This window comes from Acidiphilium sp. 20-67-58 (genome assembly GCF_002255515.1).
Taxonomy (GTDB): Bacteria; Pseudomonadota; Alphaproteobacteria; order Acetobacterales; family Acetobacteraceae; genus Acidiphilium.
This window is the reverse complement of sequence record NZ_NCAS01000004.1, coordinates 52,185-68,232: the sequence shown is the minus strand read 5'-3', so window position 1 is coordinate 68,232 and position 16,048 is coordinate 52,185. Positions and strand designations below refer to the sequence as shown.

Genomic DNA, 16,048 nt, shown 5'->3' with positions numbered 1-16,048 from the left:
GCGCGCGAAGAGGAGCGAACGCGATGAGCATGATCGGACGGGACAGTCTGCAAGTGGAAAAGACGCTGAGCGTCGATGGAAAGGACTACGCCTATTTCGCACTCAATGCCGCCGCTGAAAAGCTCGGCGACATTTCCCGCCTGCCGCGGACACTGAAAATCCTGCTGGAGAACGTCCTGCGCTTCGAGGACGGTTCGGCCTGCACGGTCGATGACGCGAAGGCGCTGGTCGAGTGGACCGCCCAGGCCCATTCCGACAAGGACGTGCCGTTCCGCCCGGCCCGCATCCTGATGCAGGACTTCACCGGCGTGCCGGCGGTGGTCGATCTCGCGGCGATGCGCGACGGCATCCTCCGCCTCGGCGGCAAGGCCGAGAAGGTGAACCCGCTGGTTCCGGTCGATCTCGTGATCGACCATTCGGTGATGGTCGACGTGTTCGGCCGCAAGGACGCTCTTGAAAAGAACGTCGACATCGAATTCGAGCGCAACGGCGAGCGATACGAATTCCTCCGCTGGGGCCAGGAGGCGTTCGACAATTTCCGCGTCGTCCCGCCCGGCACCGGCATCTGCCACCAGGTCAACCTCGAATATCTCGCCCAGACCGTCTGGACCTCGGCGTCCAACGGCAAGAGCTATGCCTATCCGGACACGCTGTTCGGCACCGACAGCCACACCACGATGGTCAACGGCCTCGGCGTGCTCGGCTGGGGTGTCGGCGGCATCGAGGCCGAGGCCGCCATGCTCGGCCAGCCGATCGCCATGCTGATCCCGGACGTGATCGGCTTCCGCCTCACCGGCAGCCTGCGCGAGGGCATCACCGCGACCGACCTGGTGCTGACCGTCACCCAGATGCTGCGCAAGAAGGGCGTCGTCGGCAAGTTCGTCGAATTTTTCGGCGAGGGTCTCGACCACCTGCCGCTGGCCGACCGCGCGACCATCGCCAACATGGCGCCGGAATACGGTGCGACCTGCGGCTTCTTCCCGGTCGATGGCATCACCCTCGACTACATGCGCCTCTCCGGCCGCGACGAGCACCGCATCAAGCTGGTCGAGGCCTATGCCAAGGCCCAGGGCCTGTGGCGCGAGGGTGCCGATCCGGTGTTCTCCGACACGCTGGAACTCGATCTCTCTACCGTCGAGCCCTCGCTCGCCGGGCCGAAGCGCCCGCAGGACCGGGTCGCGCTGTCGCAGGCCTCCACCGCCTTCGATGCCGAGCTGACCAAGGGCCTCGGCGTTCCTGCCGGCGATGTCGGCGCCACCGCCGAGGTGAAGGGGACGAATTTTTCGATCACCCATGGCGACGTGGTGATCGCCGCGATCACCTCCTGCACCAACACCTCCAACCCCTCGGTGCTGATCGCCGCCGGCCTCGTCGCCCGCAAGGCCCGCGCCCTCGGCCTCACGCCGAAGCCCTGGGTCAAGACCTCCCTCGCCCCCGGCTCGCAGGTCGTCACCGAATATCTCAACCGCGCCGGCCTGCAGGACGATCTCGACGCGCTGGGCTTCGAGACGGTCGGCTATGGCTGCACCACCTGCATCGGCAATTCCGGCCCGCTGGATGACGCGATCGCCGATGCGATCGAGGACAACAAGCTGGTCGCCGTCTCGGTGCTGTCCGGCAACCGCAATTTCGAGGGCCGCGTGCATCCGAACGTGCGGGCGAACTACCTCGCCTCGCCGCCGCTGGTCGTCGCCTATGCGCTGCTCGGCACCATGCGCAAGGACATCACCAAGGACCCGATCGGCAAGGACAAGAACGGCAACGACGTCTTCCTGAAGGACATCTGGCCGACCACCGCCGAGATCGCCGCGATGGTGCAGTCCTCGCTCACCCGCGAGATGTTCCTCGATCGCTATGGCGATGTGTTCAAGGGACCGAAGCAGTGGCAGGCGATCGCCGTCGAGGGCGAGTCGGACACCTATGGCTGGTCCGACAGCTCGACCTACGTCAAGAACCCGCCTTATTTCGAGGGCATGACGAAGGAGCCGGCGCCGGTGAAGGACATCGCGGGCGCGCGCATCCTCGCCCTGCTCGGCGACTCGATCACCACCGACCACATCTCCCCGGCAGGGTCCTTCCGCAAGACGACGCCGGCCGGCGAATACCTGCTCGAGCGCCAGATCCAGCAGAAGGACTTCAACTCCTACGGCTCGCGCCGCGGCAATCATGAAATCATGATGCGCGGCACCTTCGCCAATATCCGCATCCGCAACGAGATGCTGGACAATGTCGAGGGCGGCTACGCGAAGCACTTCCCCTCGGGCGAGCAGCTGTCGATCTACGATGCGGCGATGCGCTACCGCAACGAAGGCGTGCCGCTGGTGGTCTTTGCCGGCCGCGAATACGGCACCGGCTCCTCGCGCGACTGGGCGGCGAAGGGCACCGTGCTGCTCGGCGTCAAGGCGGTCATCGCCGAGAGCTTCGAGCGTATCCATCGCTCGAACCTGGTCGGCATGGGCGTGCTGCCGCTGGTCTTCAAGGACGGCATGACCCGCAAGACGCTGGCGCTGAAGGGTGACGAGACGATCGACATCGTCGGCCTCGAAAACCTCTCGCCGCGCATGGATCTCGACATGGTGATCCGCCGCGCCAACGGCACGACCGACAAGGTCTCGCTGCTCTGCCGCGTCGATACACGCGACGAGGTGCTCTATTACCAGAACGGCGGCATCCTGCACTTCGTGCTGCGCAACATGGCGAAGGCCGCCTGAACACAGGCCGTGCCGCCCCTTGACGGGGACGGCGGCATGACGGCTTGAAGGGAGGCCGGCGCCGGATCCACGGCGCCGGCCTTTTGTCGTTCGGGGAGGAACAATGGCCAAGGAACGGGTGCTGGTCACGGGCGGGGCTGCGGGTATCGGCGCGGCGAGCGTCGCGCGCTGCCGCGAGGAGGGCTACGAGGTCGTGGTGATCGACCGGATCGGCGATGGCATAATTGCCGACCTGTCAGATCCGGCGGCGACCGAGGCCGCGCTTGCCGAGGCGCTGCGCGGCGGGCCGATCACCCGGCTGGTCAACAATGTCGGCACCGTCCGCCCCGCCCCGGTCGAGGCGCAGACCGTGTCCGATCTCGACGCCGTGGTCTCGCTCAACCTGCGCTGCAGCCTGCAATGCGTGCAAGCGCTGCTGCCCGGCATGAAGGCTGCGGGATTCGGCCGCATCGTCAACATCGCCTCGCGCGCCGCCCTCGGCAAGGAAGACCGCACCGCCTATGCCGCGACCAAGGCCGGGCTGATCGGCATGGCGAAGGTCTGGGCGCTGGAACTCGGCCGCTTCGGCATCACCGCCAACGCCGTTGGCCCCGGCCCGATCCGCACCGAACTGTTCGACCGGGTAAACCCGCCGGACGATCCGCGCACGACGGCGATCATCGAGGGCATCCCGGTTCGCCGGGTCGGCACCCCGGCGGACGTGGCGCACGCAATCGCCTATCTGCTCGACCAGCGCAGCGGCTTCGTCACTGGCCAGGTGCTCTATGTCTGCGGCGGCATGACCGTCGGCGCCGCCGGAGCGTAGAGCATCATCCGATCAGATAGAGTCATCTGATCGGGTAAAGATGCTCTGTTTATCAACAAGATAGAGCACGACATCCGATCCATCAGGATCGGAAATTGCTCTAGCCTCGCCGCGCCGGAGCGGCATGCGGGGCGGTGAAGCCGAGCGTCGCGAAGGTGGTTTTCATGTGCGCTGGCAGCTCCGCCTCGACGCTGAGCCGGCCGCCGCGCGGGTGCGGCAGGACCAGGCGGCGGGCGTGCAGATGCAGCTGGCGCGGAAACCCCTCGGCGAAGGCGAGGTGCTCGCCGTAAGGCGCATCGCCGAGGATCGGCGTGCCGATCGCGGCACAATGGGCGCGCAGCTGGTGGGTGCGGCCGGTGAGCGGATGCAGTTCGAGCCAGGAGAATTTCCGCCCGGCATGATCGAGGGTGCGGTAATCGGTGATCGCCTTCGCGGCATCCTCGTCGTCGCGGTCGGCGGGGCGGGTGCGCGCGCCCTGGGCGCCGCCGATGCGAGCGAGCGGCAAGTCGATCTGGCCTTCCATCGGGATCGGCAGGCCGACGACGATGGCCCAGTAGGTCTTTTCCATGTCGCGGCCGCGGAAGGCGGCGGCGAGGCGGTTGGCGGCGAAGGCGTTGCGGGCGAGGATGAGCACGCCGGAGGTGTCGCGGTCCAGCCGGTGGACGAGGCGGGGGCGTTCGGTGGCGTCGAAGCGGAGCGCGTCGAGCATGCCGTCGAGATGTCTGGCGATGCCCTTGCCGCCCTGGGTGGCGAGGCCGGCGGGCTTGTCGATCACCAGCACGTCGGCGTCGCGGTGCAGGATGCGGGCGTTCAGCTCCTTGACGTCCCATTCATTGGCCGCGACCGTCTGGCGCGGCTTCGGCGCCGGGGTGTCGGGCACCGGCGGAATCCGCACCGCCTGACCGGCGGCGAGATGGGTCGAGGCCTCGGCGCGCTTGCCATCCACCCTCACCTGCCCGGTGCGGCAGAATTTCTGGATCGCGCCCTGGGTAAGGCCGGGATGCAGGCTGCGGAGAAAGCGGTCGAGCCGCATGTCGGCCTGATCGGGCTCGACGGTGACGATGCGGACGCTCATTCGCGATCCTCCCTGAGTTTGGCCCAGTGCAGCAGGCGGCGCTTGATCTCCTGTTCCGCGCCGCGGCCGGCGGGGCGGTAGAAGGTTTCGCGGCTCATGCCGTCTGGGAAATAGGTCTGGCCAGAAAAGGCCTCTTCGCTGTCGTGGTCGTATTCGTAGCCGGCGCCGTAGCCGAGATTTTTCATGAGTTTCGTGGGGGCGTTGAGGATATGGGCGGGCGGCGTCAGGCTGCCGGTGGCCTGGGCGGCGCGGCGGGCGGCGCCGAAGGCGCGGTAGGCGGCGTTCGATTTCGGCGCCGTCGCGAGGTAGAGCACGAGCTGGGCGATGGCAAGATCGCCCTCCGGGCTGCCGAGCCGCTCATAGGCCTCCCAGGCGGCGATGGCATGGGTAAGCGCAGCGGGATCGGCGAGGCCGATATCCTCGACGGCGAAGCGGGTGAGGCGGCGGGCGATGTAGCGCGGGTCCTCGCCGCCGGCGAGCATGCGGGCATACCAGTAGAGCGCGGCGTCGGGGTCGGAGCCACGCATCGATTTGTGCAGGGCGGAGATGAGATTGTAGTGCTCCTCGCGGTCGCGATCATAGAGGGCGGCGCGGCGGGCGATGATGGTGGCGAGGGCCGCTTCGTCGAGCGGTGCCGGCGGGTTCGCGGCGAAGATCTGCTCGGTCATGTTGAGGATGGCGCGGCCATCGCCATCCGCCATGGCGCGGAGGGCGGCGCGGGCGGCATCGGTGAGGGCGAGCTTGCGCGCCATCACGGCTTCGGCGCGGCGGAGCAGGTGTTCCAGCGCGTCGTCATCGAGGCGGCGGAGCACGAGGACCTGGCAGCGGGAGAGCAGCGCGCCGTTCAGCTCGAAGGACGGGTTTTCGGTGGTCGCGCCGACAAGAGTGATCGTGCCCTCCTCGACCACGGGCAGGAAACCGTCCTGCTGGGCGCGGTTGAAGCGGTGGATTTCATCGACGAAGAGCAGCGTACGCGCGCCGGTGCGGCGGCGGCGGGCGGCCTCCTCGAAGACGCGCTTGAGATCGGCGACGCCGGAGAACACGGCGGAGATCTGCACGAAGACGAGACCGGCGCGGTCGGCCAGCAGGCGGGCGATGGTGGTCTTGCCGACGCCGGGCGGGCCCCAGAGGATGAGCGAGGCGAGGCTGCCGCGTTCGAGCATCCGGGTGAGCGTGCCGTCCGGCCCGACAAGATGCGGCTGGCCGATCACATCGGCGAGTTCGCGCGGGCGCAGGCGTTCGGCCAGCGGCACGGCGCCGCGCGGGACGGATGTCTGCGCGGGCGCGGCCTCGCCGAAGAGGTCGCCGTCGGGGGATGGGGAGCGGGCCATCGGGCCTCTATAGTTCAATCGCGCCGATAGAGCACGCGCAGCACGACGAACCAGTCATACCGCGGGTCGACGATCGTGCCATCGCGGTGCAGGAGAGTGCCGCGCGCGGTGAGCGGGACATGGGTGAGCGCGACCGTATCGTCGACATTGCCGCCGATGATGGAAAGTTCGGATGGCGTGGCGGCGGTGACGATGGCGCAGTGCGCCGGGAAATATCCATTGGTGGGCAGATCGGCATAGGTGATGCGGGCGGCGCTGCCGCGTCCGGCGCAGATGAGGTCGCCGGGCGCAGGCGCGTAGGTCGCGGGATTTTTGGCCCGGAGTTCGGAAGGTTTCGCGGCGTGAGGGGTGCCGTCATGGGCGGCACGCCAGGCGGCGTCGATATACCGCGCATGATCGGGCGCGTAGGGGAAATTCCGGCCGGCGCCGGCCATGCGCATGACATAGGATATGAAGGCGGCGGACCAGGCGTAGCGTCCGTTCACCGCGCGGGGAAAGACCCGACCCGCCGCATCGTGCTTGCCGGTCCAGCGATCTTCCTGATGGCCGGCGTTCATGCCGATCCACCAGTAAAGCCCGACTTCCTGCCAGCCGGCATCGTCGCGCTCCTGCAGCGCTGGCGGCGGCAACACCGGCTCCTCATCGGCGGGGCCGTCGATCACCGGGCTGCCCCAGTAGCGCCATTCCCCCTCGGCGATGCCAATGGCAGCGCTGCGGGAGAACGCGGCATAGGGCTTGCTGGCGAAGGGCGGCGCATGCGCATCCGGCCGCATCGCGCAGCCCGCAAGTGCTGCGAGCAGTGCGACGAGGCCGAGGGCGCGGCGCGCCGCCGTGTTCACGCCGCCGTCTGCAACGCCTGGTCGGGGAACATCGCAGCCAGCGCCGGCGCACTCGCCGCACAGATGCCGCGCTCGGTGATCAGGCCGGAGACGAGGCGCGCGGGGGTGACGTCGAAGGCAGGGTTGGCGGCGGGACTGTCCTTCGGAACGATGCGGACGGTCATCATCGCACCATCGAGCGCGCGGCCGGTGATGGTGGTGACCTCGGCCGGCGCGCGTTCCTCGATCGGTATGTCGGAGAGCCCGTCCGCGATCGTCCAGTCGATCGTCGAGGAGGGCAACGCCACGTAGAACGGCACGCCATTGTCGCGCGCGGCGAGCGCCTTCAGATAGGTGCCGATCTTGTTGGCGACATCGCCGGCGCGGGTGACACGGTCGGTGCCAACGATGACCATGTCGACCTCGCCGCGCTGCATGAAATGGCCGCCGGCATTGTCGACGATCACGGTGTGCGGCACGCCGTGCTTGCCGAGTTCCCAGGCGGTGAGCGAGAAACCCTGGTTGCGCGGGCGGGTTTCATCGACGAGGACATGAACGTCGATGCCGGCATCATGCGCCATGTAGATCGGCGCGAGCGCCGTCCCCCAGTCGACCGTCGCGATCCAGCCGGCATTGCAATGGGTGAGGATGTTGACGCGGCGGCTTCCCTGCGCGCGGGCGCGGATGAGGCCGAGACCGTGCTCGCCGATGGCGCGGTTGGTCGCCACATCCTCGTCGCAGATCGCGGCGGCCTCGGCATAGGCGGCGTCGGCACGCTCGGCGGGCGGATGCGCAGCGAGGGCGCGCTGCATGCGCATGAGCGCCCAGCGGAGATTAATCGCGGTCGGCCGCGTTGCGGCGAGCATGGGAATGACCGTCGCCAGCGCTTCATCCGATGGATCGGCGCGCATGGCCAGCGCAACGCCATAGGCGGCGGTAGCGCCGATCAGCGGGGCGCCGCGCACGAGCATCGCGCTGATCGCATGCGCGACCTGCGCCGGCGCGGTCAGACGGGGAATCTCGATGGCCCAGGGCAGCCTGGTCTGGTCGATGATGCGGACCGACCAGCGGTCGGACTCGTCGACCCAGATCGAACGATAGGGCGTGCCGTCGATTTTCATCTCTCACCTCGAAACTGCGTAAGCCGATCTGGCGCGAGGCAGGGCGCCGCGTCAATCGCCGCGCGCGCATGGCGTGGTTCGGGACGATGATCCGGCGCGCTCACGCTGATATTTTCGCGCGCTCACACTCGGGGCTTTCACGCGCTCACCCGCGTTGTTTCAGCGCGCTTACGCTGGTATCTTTTTGCGCGCTTACGCGCGTTGTCTCAGCGCGCTCACGCGCGACGATGCAGCGCGCAGATGAGGGTGAAGAGGCGGCGGGCGGTGTCGAAATCGAGCAGCACCTTGCCGTCGAGCCGGGCCATCACGAGTTCGGCGCCCTCGTTGTGCAGGCCGCGGCGGCCCATGTCGATGGCCTGGATCCGCGCCTCGCGGCCTTCGGCGACGGCGGCGGCATAGCTGTCGAGCAACATCTGGTAGTCGCGGATCATCGAGCGGAACGGACCCGGAGCGAGGACGAGGGTTTGCAGCGTTGCGTCGGATTCGTCGCGAATGTCGAAAACCAGCCGGCCATCCTGCACGGAGAGATGAAGGATGGTGGCGGCTTCGGGATGGGTGGCGAGGGCGAAACGGTTATCCGCCGCAAGATCGGCGATGGCCTGGTTGCGGTCGGCCTCCTGCATCGGCGAAAGCGCGCCGCCGATCTCTTCATCGAGCACAACGCGGCGCAGGCGGCCGCGGATGTCGGACGCGCCGTCAGCCATTGCCGGACGGCACCACCCTCGGCGCCGGGCGCAGCAGATTGACCTTGAGCATGATCGCGAGCGTGGCACCCTTGATCGGCCGCATCATCAGCAGGATCAGCGCGAGCGTCAGCGGCACGAAGATGAACAGCGAGGCAACCCAGCTCATGCCGCCATCATAGTCGGCCGTCACCATCAGCAGGATGACGATATGCAGCGCGATGACGAGGGTAAGATAGATCGGCGCATCGTCGCACGGCACGCGGCCAAGCGGAGCGGCACAGGAGGAACATTCGCGCCGCACCTTGAGATACCCATCGAAGGCGGAGACTTCGCCGCAAGCGGGGCAGCGCATCGACAGGCCACGACCGAGGGCGATGCGCCAGCCTGGCATGGCGACCTCGTGCTGTGCGCGCCCGCGCGGTGCGATCCAGGTGATATCGGTATCGTCGGCCACGCTCGGATTTCCCATGGCATTGTCTGGAATGATCTCCGGACGATGACATGATCGGCCCGAAGCGACGCGGACGCAAGCCTTTCAGCGCGGCGGCAGAGTGGGAATGCGCGGAGCGCAGGACGGATCTCGTGCGGCGTTTGACAGTCAAGACGATGCGAAACCGCATCAGAGCCGCGAAAAAACGCAAAAAACAGGCGCCGCGCAAGGAAGTGCCGACGCTTTTTGTTGACACAGCATATTCATACGGCCGATAGCGGAAATTGCGTGCGCCGCGCGATTCGCGTCGCAGAACTGTCAAGAGCCGATCGGTCAAATCGAGTAACGCACGCGAAAGGGAAGGATGGACACTGGCCGCGATCACGCGAAGCCAGGCCTCGAAACGACGGGAAGACTGCCTGCACGACGATGACAACCGCGATGGCGTCACCTCGACTAACCGGACATCAACGGACCCGCTCCGCAAACTCCAGCGATGTTAGAACTTCAGAGGTGACGCGGCCCCGAGCGGGGCGATGGCGGCCTCGGTCATTGGCAACGGCAAGGCTGACCGCGTTACCCGCAACCCCGAGCGAAGGAACAACCTCGTGACCAAGCAAACCGAACCGCGCGCCAAGGCCCTCGCCATACGCGCCAGCACCAGGACCACTGCGAAAACCGCCTCGAAGACCAAGACAGCCACCGCAAAAGGCGCAACCACGAAACCGGCCGCCAAGGCAAAGCCGAAGGCAGCGCCTGCAAAGATCGCAACACCGAAGGCGATGGCCAAAAAGCCGGCGGTAACGGCGAAAGCCCCGAAGAGTGCCGCCACAAAGGCCGCGACGAAGACGATTTCGGCCGCGAAGCCGAGCGCGAAGACCACCGCCACCAAGATCGGCGCCACCAAGGCCGGCGCCGCGAAAGGCGCGGCGGCGAAGACCGCCAGCGCCAAGGCTCCCGTCATGAAATCTGCTGCGGCGAAGACCGCGGCGAAGGCGACGGGAAAGACCGCCGCAAAGACAGGCGGCAAGGCCCCGACCAAGAAGACGACAACCACAAAGGCGGCGACGAAGATCACTGCGAAGACATCGACGCAAGCTAAGGCCGGTGCGAAGACCGCCGTGAAGAGCAGCGCAAAGTCCGCGACGAAACCTGCGGCGAAGACAGCCGCAAAAGCTGCTGCCGGCAAGCCAGCCAGCACGAAAGCCGCCCCGGCAAAGGCCGCAGTTGCGAAGGCGACGGCGAAGACGGCAACAAAGACGGCAACAAAGACTGTAGCAAAGCCTGCAGCGAAGTCCGCAGCGAAGACGGGCGCCAAGGCCGCGGCTCCGGCCAAGACGGTGAGCCGCACCGCGGCGACGACGCGGAAGACCGCAAATGGCAAGCCGACCAGCGCGGCTCGCGCCACACCGGACCGGCGCGCCGTGAAACCGGTTATCACACGGCCGTCGGCGAAAGCGGCGCGCAAGGCGGAGCCCGCTTCACCGTCCACCACCCCGGCGCCGGACACCGCCCCCGAGGGCGAGGACAGCGGCAGCTGATATACCGCTCATAAGGCGACGACTGATTACGCCCTGCCGTTACGTGTACCCGACCGGATGGAACCATCCGGTCGGGTAACGCGGACCTGCCGAAATCAGCCCTTGGCGCTCGCCCGGTCAGGCCGCCTGTGGGACGACGGGCAGGCATTCTTGAGGATGGCGAGCGAGGTCAGCTTGCCGGTCATCACGAAATTGCCGAAATCGAGCCGGACATCGCGCGAGACGCCGTTGGTGAAATAGCGCATCTGCGTGCGGAAATCCGGCTCGTCGTCCTTTTCGGTGCGGGGCCAGAAGCCGATATCCACCAGGGCCGAGGGCAGTTTCGCAAGGTCGGCGAAGCGGTCGTGCTGCGGCTGCCGGCGTTGGAGAATGGCGACGAATGTATGCTCCGCACCGCGGCTCGACGTGCCGTCGAACAGCGGCGGATCGATGCCCTGCTTGCCGGCCTCGGCGGCTTCGAGAATGGTGCGGGTATGCGCCATCGGGAACAGCGTGCCGGGGGGCAGTGTTTCGGTCCGCCCCTTCGGGACGATATAGGTCACCTTGCCACCTTTGGGGCCCATCACGGCGGTGCCCTGGTCCTCCACCTTCATCGAGGTGCCGTTGCCCTGGCGGAGCAGGAAGGTGAAGTGCCGGCCGTCCTTCGCCTCCCAGGTATCGTAGTCGCTGATGGTGCGGCTCAGCGTGCCGTCCTGGTTGCGGATTAGCAGGGTCATCTTCTGGCTGACCGTGTAGGCATCGCAGGTGTTGCGCACGTTGAATTCGAGGCGGCCGGTGGCGCCGGTGACGGAATGGCCGCGCACCTTGGACAGGGTCAGCGTGTAGCTGGCATTCTGCCCGACCAGATGGATCGGCGCGCCGGCTGACGCGACGGCGGGAAGCGCGAGCGCGGCGAGCAGGGCCGCAGCGAGGACGGGTTTCATGGGCCGCGCCTCCGGCGGCCACCGCGCCGCTTGTCGGGGTCATAGCCGCCGCCGCCGGGGCCGAGCGGCTCGGGCGTGCGATTGCGTGGCCGGCGCTGCGATGCGCTCGGCGCGGGCGGCGGCGTCAGCCCGAGATCAAGCGCCTCGAGCCGCTTGATCTCGTCGCGCAGGCGCGCGGCTTCCTCGAATTCCAGATCGGCCGCGGCATTGCGCATCCGTTTCTCCAGTTCTGCCATGGTCGACTTCAGATCCTTGCCGACGAATTCGGTAGCACCGCTGTCGCGGATCGGTGCCACGGTCACGTAGTCCTGTTCATACACCGAATGCATGATCTCGCCGATCTGCTTTTTCACGCTTTGCGGCGTGATGCCGTGCGCCACGTTCCAGGCGGTCTGCTTGGCGCGGCGGCGCTCGGTTTCGTCGATCGCGTATTTGAGGCTGCGGGTCATCGTGTCGGCATAGAGGATGACGCGGCCCTCGACATTGCGGGCGGCGCGGCCGATCGTCTGCACCAGCGAGGTGGCAGAGCGGAGGAAACCCTCCTTGTCGGCATCGAGAATGGCGACGAGCATGCATTCGGGAATGTCGAGCCCCTCGCGCAGCAGGTTGATGCCGACCAGAACGTCGTAGGCGCCGAGCCGCAGATCGCGGATGATCTCGATGCGTTCGAGCGTGTCGACGTCCGAATGGAGGTAGCGCACGCGCACGCCGTTTTCGGTGAGGTATTCGGTGAGGTCCTCGGCCATGCGCTTGGTGAGCGTGGTGACCAGCACCCGGCCGCCGGCCTGCGAGGTGGCGCGGCATTCGGCAAGAAGATCGTCCACCTGGTGCTCGACGGGGCGGACATCGATGACGGGATCGACAAGCCCGGTCGGGCGGATGACCTGCTCGGCGAAGACGCCGCCGGTCCGCTCCATCTCCCACGGGCCTGGGGTTGCGGAGACGAAGACGGTCTGCGGCCGGAAACTCTCCCACTCCTCGAATTTCAGGGGCCGGTTGTCGATGCAGGAGGGCAGGCGGAAGCCGAATTCGGAGAGGATCGACTTGCGCGCGAAGTCCCCCTTGAACATGCCGCCGATCTGCGGAACGGTGACGTGGCTCTCATCGACGATGAGCAGCGCGTTGTCGGGCAGGTATTCGAACAGGGTGGGCGGCGGATCGCCCGGATTGCGGCCGGAGAGATAGCGCGAGTAGTTCTCGATTCCCTTGCAGGAACCTGTGGTTTCCATCATCTCGATGTCGAAGGTGGTGCGCTGTTGCAGCCGCTCGGCCTCGAGCAGCTTGCCGGTCTCGGTGAAGTCGTGAAGGCGCTGCTGGAGTTCCACCTTGATCTTGCCGATCGCCTGGGTGAGCGTCGGGCGCGGGGTAACGTAGTGGCTGTTGGCGTAGATCGCGATGGCGGGCAGGTCAGCCACCTTCTCGCCGGTCAGCGGGTCGAATTCGGCGATGCTCTCGATCTCGTCGCCAAAGAGGGTGACGCGCCAGGCGCGGTCTTCGTACTGGCTCGGGAAAATATCGACCGTCTCGCCGCGCAGGCGGAAGGTGCCGCGCTGAAAGGCGGCGTCGTTGCGGCGGTATTGCAGTTCGACCAGCGCCTTGGCGAGGCGGTCGCGGTCGATCGAGCCGCCGACTTCGAGGCGGACGACCATCTGGCTGTAGGTCTCGACCGAGCCGATACCGTAGATGCAGGAAACGGAGGCGACGATGATGACATCGCCGCGCTCGAGCAGCGCCTGGGTGGCGGCGTGGCGCATGCGGTCGATCGCCTCGTTGATCTGCGCGTCCTTCTCTATGTAGGTGTCGGTGCGCGGGACATAGGCTTCGGGCTGGTAGTAGTCGTAGTAGGAGACGAAGTATTCCACCGCGTTGTCCGGGAAGAACGACTTCATCTCGGCATAGAGCTGGGCGGCGAGGGTCTTGTTGGGGGCGAGGATCAGCGCCGGGCGCTGCACCTGCTCGATCACCTTCGCCATCGTGAAGGTCTTGCCCGAGCCGGTGACGCCGAGCAGGACCTGGTCGCGCTCATCCTCCCGCACGCCGCGGACGAGTTCGGCGATCGCGCCCGGCTGGTCGCCGGCGGGCTCATAGTCGGAGACGACGCGGAGCGGCTTTTGCATCGGCCGCGCCCCCTGGCGTTCGGGAATGAACGGGAGGCGGGGCGCGGCGATGGCGGTAGACATGCGGATGTGGTCCGGGTTCAGCCGCGCGAGGTCAGGACTTCTTCGACTCGACGAGAGTCTTCATCTCGTCCATCGCCTCGGAGAAGCGTTTGTTCAGCGTTTCCACCGCATCGTGGCTGGAGCGCTGGATGAGATCGCCGAGATCGCGCATGTTGGCGACGGCCGTTTCATACGCGTTCTTGAGCAGTTCCGCCTGTTTCGCCGCGCGGTCCTGCGAGCCGGTGACGGAGGCGAACCCGCGCAGTTCCTCGGAGAGCTCCGTCATGGTTTTCTGCATGATCTCCATGTGTCGCCGGGCGACGGCCTGGGCACCTTCGAGGGCGACGCGGTTGGCTTCCGACAGCGCCTCGAGATTGCGGCGATAGGCGGCGAGCACGACCTCGACATCCGCCATGGCGGGAAGCTTCATCGCGCCGAATGCCTTGGTGAAGTCGAAATCCGGCAGGAAGGATGGCATCGCGCCGTGTTCGGCACCGTGCTTCGATTTGGGGGATTCGGCCATGAAACGACTCCTCTGCTGGATATGGGGCATCGATAGGGGCAGACCGCGCTGCCGCCGCAACTCTAGACCCGGCGCTGCGGAATCGCGAGGGCTTATGTGCCCTCCGCCGGGTCAGCCGAAAGGTCAGGCGCGGGGGTGAAGCGCGCATCCTCATCGTCCGCCTCGGCGGCGAGCGGGCGGGTGCCGTTGAGCTGGAGGGCGGCCTGCTCGGCGCGGGTCAGGGCGGTATCGAGGGCGGCCATCGTGGTCGAGAGATCCTCGCTCTCGTCGCGCAGCCAGGCCCGCACCGTCCAGGCCCAGACCGCGAGCATCCCGCGCTTGCGCAGGGCGCCGCGCAGCCCGGCAGCGGAGACTCCGGCACCTTCCAGCATCCAGCCCATCGAGGCGAGATTGGCGCGGGCGAGCCAGCAGGCGAGCAGCGGATCGGTCGGGATGTGGCGCAGCAGGGCGATGACGCCCGCGCGATGCTGCTGGAGGAAATCGATGCGGCGCATGACGATGTCGAACAGCCGGTCGCGCACCGCGCCGTCCGCTGCCGCACCGTGCAGGGCGTGCATGTCGGCAAGCCGGCCGAAACGGGCGAGGATCATCCCCGTGCAGGCGAAGCTGCGACGGGCACGATCGAGATCGAGCCCGCCATGGCGGGCGGCTGCGGCGGCGGTCACAAGGCGCCAGCCCTGGCTCGCGCCAAGGTCGAAGGCGGCGGCGACCAGATCCTGTTCGAAACGTTCCGTGCTGCTCATGGATGCTGATGTAGGATGGTGGGGCGGCGCTGCCAACCGCCCTGCCCTGCCGGCAATGCCGTGCTGCGGATCAGACCCGCTCGCTGATCGCGATCGCGGCGCGGCAGCCGATGCGGATGGCGCCCGAGAGCAGGCGGTAGAACGGCGCCTGCTCGGCCTCGTTGGCGAGGCCGATATCCCGGTGTTCCAGCTCCTCCTGGCGGAAGGTCTCGATCGTCGCGGAAAGCTCGGGCTCGGCATCGCCCAGGCGGTCGCGCTGGGCAGCGTAATGCGCGTCGATGGTTTCCTCGACGGCAACGGTGCAGGCCATCGCGGCGCGCGGGCCCATCGCCGCAGTGGCGGCGCCGAGGGCGAAGCCGGCGATGCGCCAGAGCGGCAGCAGCGCGGTCGGGCGCACCCGGTGCTCGCCAACCAGGCGGGAGAACGTGTCGAGATGGACCTGCTCCTGCGCCTTCATGTGGCGCAGCGTGTCGCCATGGCGGCCGCGGCCGAGCACAGCGAGCTGGCCGGCATAAATCTGTTTGGCGCCGAATTCGCCGGCATGGTCGACCCGGATCATGCGGGCGATTTCGGCGGGCGGCGTGCGGTCGCCGGGGAGATAGTCGATGTCTTTGCTCATGCGTTGCTCCGTCTGTCACGGAAGATATGCGCACTTGCCGCGAGCGCCACCACCAGCGACCAGATCAGGTCCATCGTCGCGAAGGAGACCGGCAGGAAGGGGATGAGGAAGACAGGTGAGTCGCACGAGGCGGAGGGGCGAAGCGGCAGGTCGGCGCCGAAGGAGGGCGGCGGCGCGTTGCATTCCGGCAGCGGGCTCTTCCACCAGTGCTGCTCGGCGCCGACATGGACGAAGGCGATCGCCACGTTGACGAAGAGTGCGAGGGCGGCAAGGCCGATCAGCACCCGTGCCGGCAGGCGCGGCAGGATTGCCGCGAGAATGCCGAGGGCGGCGGCGATGCGCCAGGGCCAGCGCTCGATATAGCAGAGCGGGCACGGAATCATCCGCAGCACGTCCTGGGCGAAATAGGCGGTGCCGAGGGCGGCGAAGGCGGCAAGGGCGAGAAACAGGCCATAACGCCGGTGCGATGTCATGCTGCGGATATGCCGGAGGGGCTGGCGGCGCGCAATCCGGCGGGGCGCAGGCCGGGCATCACGATCAGTGGCGCCGGTGGCCCCGCCGGG

General features: G+C 67.4%; 16 protein-coding genes. 3 read left to right on the top strand and 13 right to left on the bottom strand.

What is annotated here, in order from left to right; all coding sequences use genetic code 11:
* Positions 1–23: 23 nt before the first annotated feature.
* Together acnA and B7Z76_RS02860 are read left to right on the top strand one after the other, a co-directional pair.
* Entirely contained in the window at positions 24–2,711 is a 2,688-nt protein-coding gene (gene acnA / locus B7Z76_RS02865; protein ID WP_291342035.1) for an aconitate hydratase AcnA, read from the top strand.
* Positions 2,712–2,814: 103 nt separating this feature from the next.
* Positions 2,815–3,516, top strand: a complete 702-nt coding sequence (locus B7Z76_RS02860) for an SDR family oxidoreductase (RefSeq protein ID WP_291342033.1) — start codon at positions 2,815–2,817, stop codon at positions 3,514–3,516.
* Between the two features lie 100 nt (positions 3,517–3,616).
* Here the strand turns inward: B7Z76_RS02860 and B7Z76_RS02855 are convergent, their stop codons facing one another.
* From B7Z76_RS02855 to B7Z76_RS02830, 6 genes are all read right to left on the bottom strand, one after another.
* Positions 3,617–4,591: an RluA family pseudouridine synthase gene (locus B7Z76_RS02855; RefSeq protein WP_291342031.1), complete on the bottom strand. Its 975-nt coding sequence runs from the start codon at positions 4,589–4,591 to the stop codon at positions 3,617–3,619.
* On the bottom strand, positions 4,588–5,922 hold the full coding sequence (locus B7Z76_RS02850) for a replication-associated recombination protein A (protein WP_291342029.1): 1,335 nt from the start codon (positions 5,920–5,922) through the stop codon (positions 4,588–4,590). The genes B7Z76_RS02855 and B7Z76_RS02850 overlap by 4 nt, the downstream gene beginning before the upstream one ends.
* A 14-nt stretch (positions 5,923–5,936) precedes the next feature.
* Positions 5,937–6,761 carry a DUF2272 domain-containing protein gene (locus B7Z76_RS02845; RefSeq protein ID WP_291342027.1) on the bottom strand — a complete coding sequence of 275 codons (825 nt, stop codon included), beginning with the start codon at positions 6,759–6,761 and terminating at the stop codon, positions 5,937–5,939.
* Positions 6,758–7,861, bottom strand: a complete 1,104-nt coding sequence (gene mtnA, locus B7Z76_RS02840; protein ID WP_174502787.1) for an S-methyl-5-thioribose-1-phosphate isomerase — start codon at positions 7,859–7,861, stop codon at positions 6,758–6,760. Before mtnA ends, B7Z76_RS02845 begins: the two co-directional genes overlap by 4 nt.
* 215 nt (positions 7,862–8,076) lie before the next feature.
* Positions 8,077–8,565, bottom strand: a complete 489-nt coding sequence (locus tag B7Z76_RS02835) for a UPF0262 family protein (protein ID WP_291342024.1) — start codon at positions 8,563–8,565, stop codon at positions 8,077–8,079.
* The gene (locus B7Z76_RS02830; RefSeq protein ID WP_236656259.1) at positions 8,558–9,001 is read right to left on the bottom strand and encodes a DUF983 domain-containing protein; all 444 of its coding nucleotides are present in this window, start codon (positions 8,999–9,001) and stop codon (positions 8,558–8,560) included. The genes B7Z76_RS02835 and B7Z76_RS02830 overlap by 8 nt, the downstream gene beginning before the upstream one ends.
* 47 nt (positions 9,002–9,048) lie before the next feature.
* On the opposite strand from B7Z76_RS02830, the gene B7Z76_RS02825 reads away from it, so the two are divergent.
* Positions 9,049–9,255: a hypothetical protein gene (locus B7Z76_RS02825; protein ID WP_291342021.1), complete on the top strand. Its 207-nt coding sequence runs from the start codon at positions 9,049–9,051 to the stop codon at positions 9,253–9,255.
* 221 nt (positions 9,256–9,476) lie between these two features.
* Here B7Z76_RS02825 and B7Z76_RS02820 read toward each other — a convergent pair whose 3' ends face one another.
* From B7Z76_RS02820 to B7Z76_RS02790, 7 genes are all read right to left on the bottom strand, one after another.
* The gene (locus B7Z76_RS02820; RefSeq protein WP_291342019.1) at positions 9,477–10,469 is read right to left on the bottom strand and encodes a hypothetical protein; all 993 of its coding nucleotides are present in this window, start codon (positions 10,467–10,469) and stop codon (positions 9,477–9,479) included.
* Between the two features lie 144 nt (positions 10,470–10,613).
* On the bottom strand, positions 10,614–11,441 hold the full coding sequence (locus B7Z76_RS02815; protein WP_291342017.1) for a cell envelope integrity EipB family protein: 828 nt from the start codon (positions 11,439–11,441) through the stop codon (positions 10,614–10,616).
* A complete protein-coding gene (uvrB, locus tag B7Z76_RS02810; protein ID WP_291342016.1) occupies positions 11,438–13,621 on the bottom strand; it encodes an excinuclease ABC subunit UvrB in 2,184 nt (727 codons plus the stop codon). The genes B7Z76_RS02815 and uvrB overlap by 4 nt, the downstream gene beginning before the upstream one ends.
* A gap of 31 nt (positions 13,622–13,652) precedes the next feature.
* Positions 13,653–14,123, bottom strand: a complete 471-nt coding sequence (locus B7Z76_RS02805) for a phasin family protein (protein WP_174502793.1) — start codon at positions 14,121–14,123, stop codon at positions 13,653–13,655.
* Positions 14,124–14,215: 92 nt separating this feature from the next.
* Entirely contained in the window at positions 14,216–14,866 is a 651-nt protein-coding gene (locus tag B7Z76_RS02800) for a TetR family transcriptional regulator (protein ID WP_291342014.1), read from the bottom strand.
* Between the two features lie 70 nt (positions 14,867–14,936).
* On the bottom strand, positions 14,937–15,485 hold the full coding sequence (locus B7Z76_RS02795) for a demethoxyubiquinone hydroxylase family protein (RefSeq protein ID WP_291342012.1): 549 nt from the start codon (positions 15,483–15,485) through the stop codon (positions 14,937–14,939).
* Complete coding sequence (locus B7Z76_RS02790; RefSeq protein ID WP_174502796.1) at positions 15,482–15,958, bottom strand: disulfide bond formation protein B; 477 nt, start codon at positions 15,956–15,958, stop codon at positions 15,482–15,484. Before B7Z76_RS02790 ends, B7Z76_RS02795 begins: the two co-directional genes overlap by 4 nt.
* Positions 15,959–16,048 lie beyond the last annotated feature (90 nt).

Bases quoted from the DNA above. Each gene is read 5' to 3' on its own strand.
- B7Z76_RS02815 (WP_291342017.1), bottom strand. From the start codon at position 11,441: ATGAAACCCGTCCTCGCTGCGGCCCTGCTCGCCGCGCTCGCGCTTCCC.
- B7Z76_RS02805 (WP_174502793.1), bottom strand. From the start codon at position 14,123: ATGGCCGAATCCCCCAAATCGAAGCACGGTGCCGAACACGGCGCGATG.
- B7Z76_RS02795 (WP_291342012.1), bottom strand. From the start codon at position 15,485: ATGAGCAAAGACATCGACTATCTCCCCGGCGACCGCACGCCGCCCGCC.
- B7Z76_RS02800 (WP_291342014.1), bottom strand. From the start codon at position 14,866: ATGAGCAGCACGGAACGTTTCGAACAGGATCTGGTCGCCGCCGCCTTC.
- B7Z76_RS02860 (WP_291342033.1), top strand. From the start codon at position 2,815: ATGGCCAAGGAACGGGTGCTGGTCACGGGCGGGGCTGCGGGTATCGGC.
- B7Z76_RS02850 (WP_291342029.1), bottom strand. From the start codon at position 5,922: ATGGCCCGCTCCCCATCCCCCGACGGCGACCTCTTCGGCGAGGCCGCG.
- mtnA (WP_174502787.1), bottom strand. From the start codon at position 7,861: ATGAAAATCGACGGCACGCCCTATCGTTCGATCTGGGTCGACGAGTCC.
- B7Z76_RS02790 (WP_174502796.1), bottom strand. From the start codon at position 15,958: ATGACATCGCACCGGCGTTATGGCCTGTTTCTCGCCCTTGCCGCCTTC.
- uvrB (WP_291342016.1), bottom strand. From the start codon at position 13,621: ATGTCTACCGCCATCGCCGCGCCCCGCCTCCCGTTCATTCCCGAACGC.
- B7Z76_RS02835 (WP_291342024.1), bottom strand. From the start codon at position 8,565: ATGGCTGACGGCGCGTCCGACATCCGCGGCCGCCTGCGCCGCGTTGTG.
- B7Z76_RS02855 (WP_291342031.1), bottom strand. From the start codon at position 4,591: ATGAGCGTCCGCATCGTCACCGTCGAGCCCGATCAGGCCGACATGCGG.
- B7Z76_RS02825 (WP_291342021.1), top strand. From the start codon at position 9,049: ATGATCGGCCCGAAGCGACGCGGACGCAAGCCTTTCAGCGCGGCGGCA.
- acnA (WP_291342035.1), top strand. From the start codon at position 24: ATGAGCATGATCGGACGGGACAGTCTGCAAGTGGAAAAGACGCTGAGC.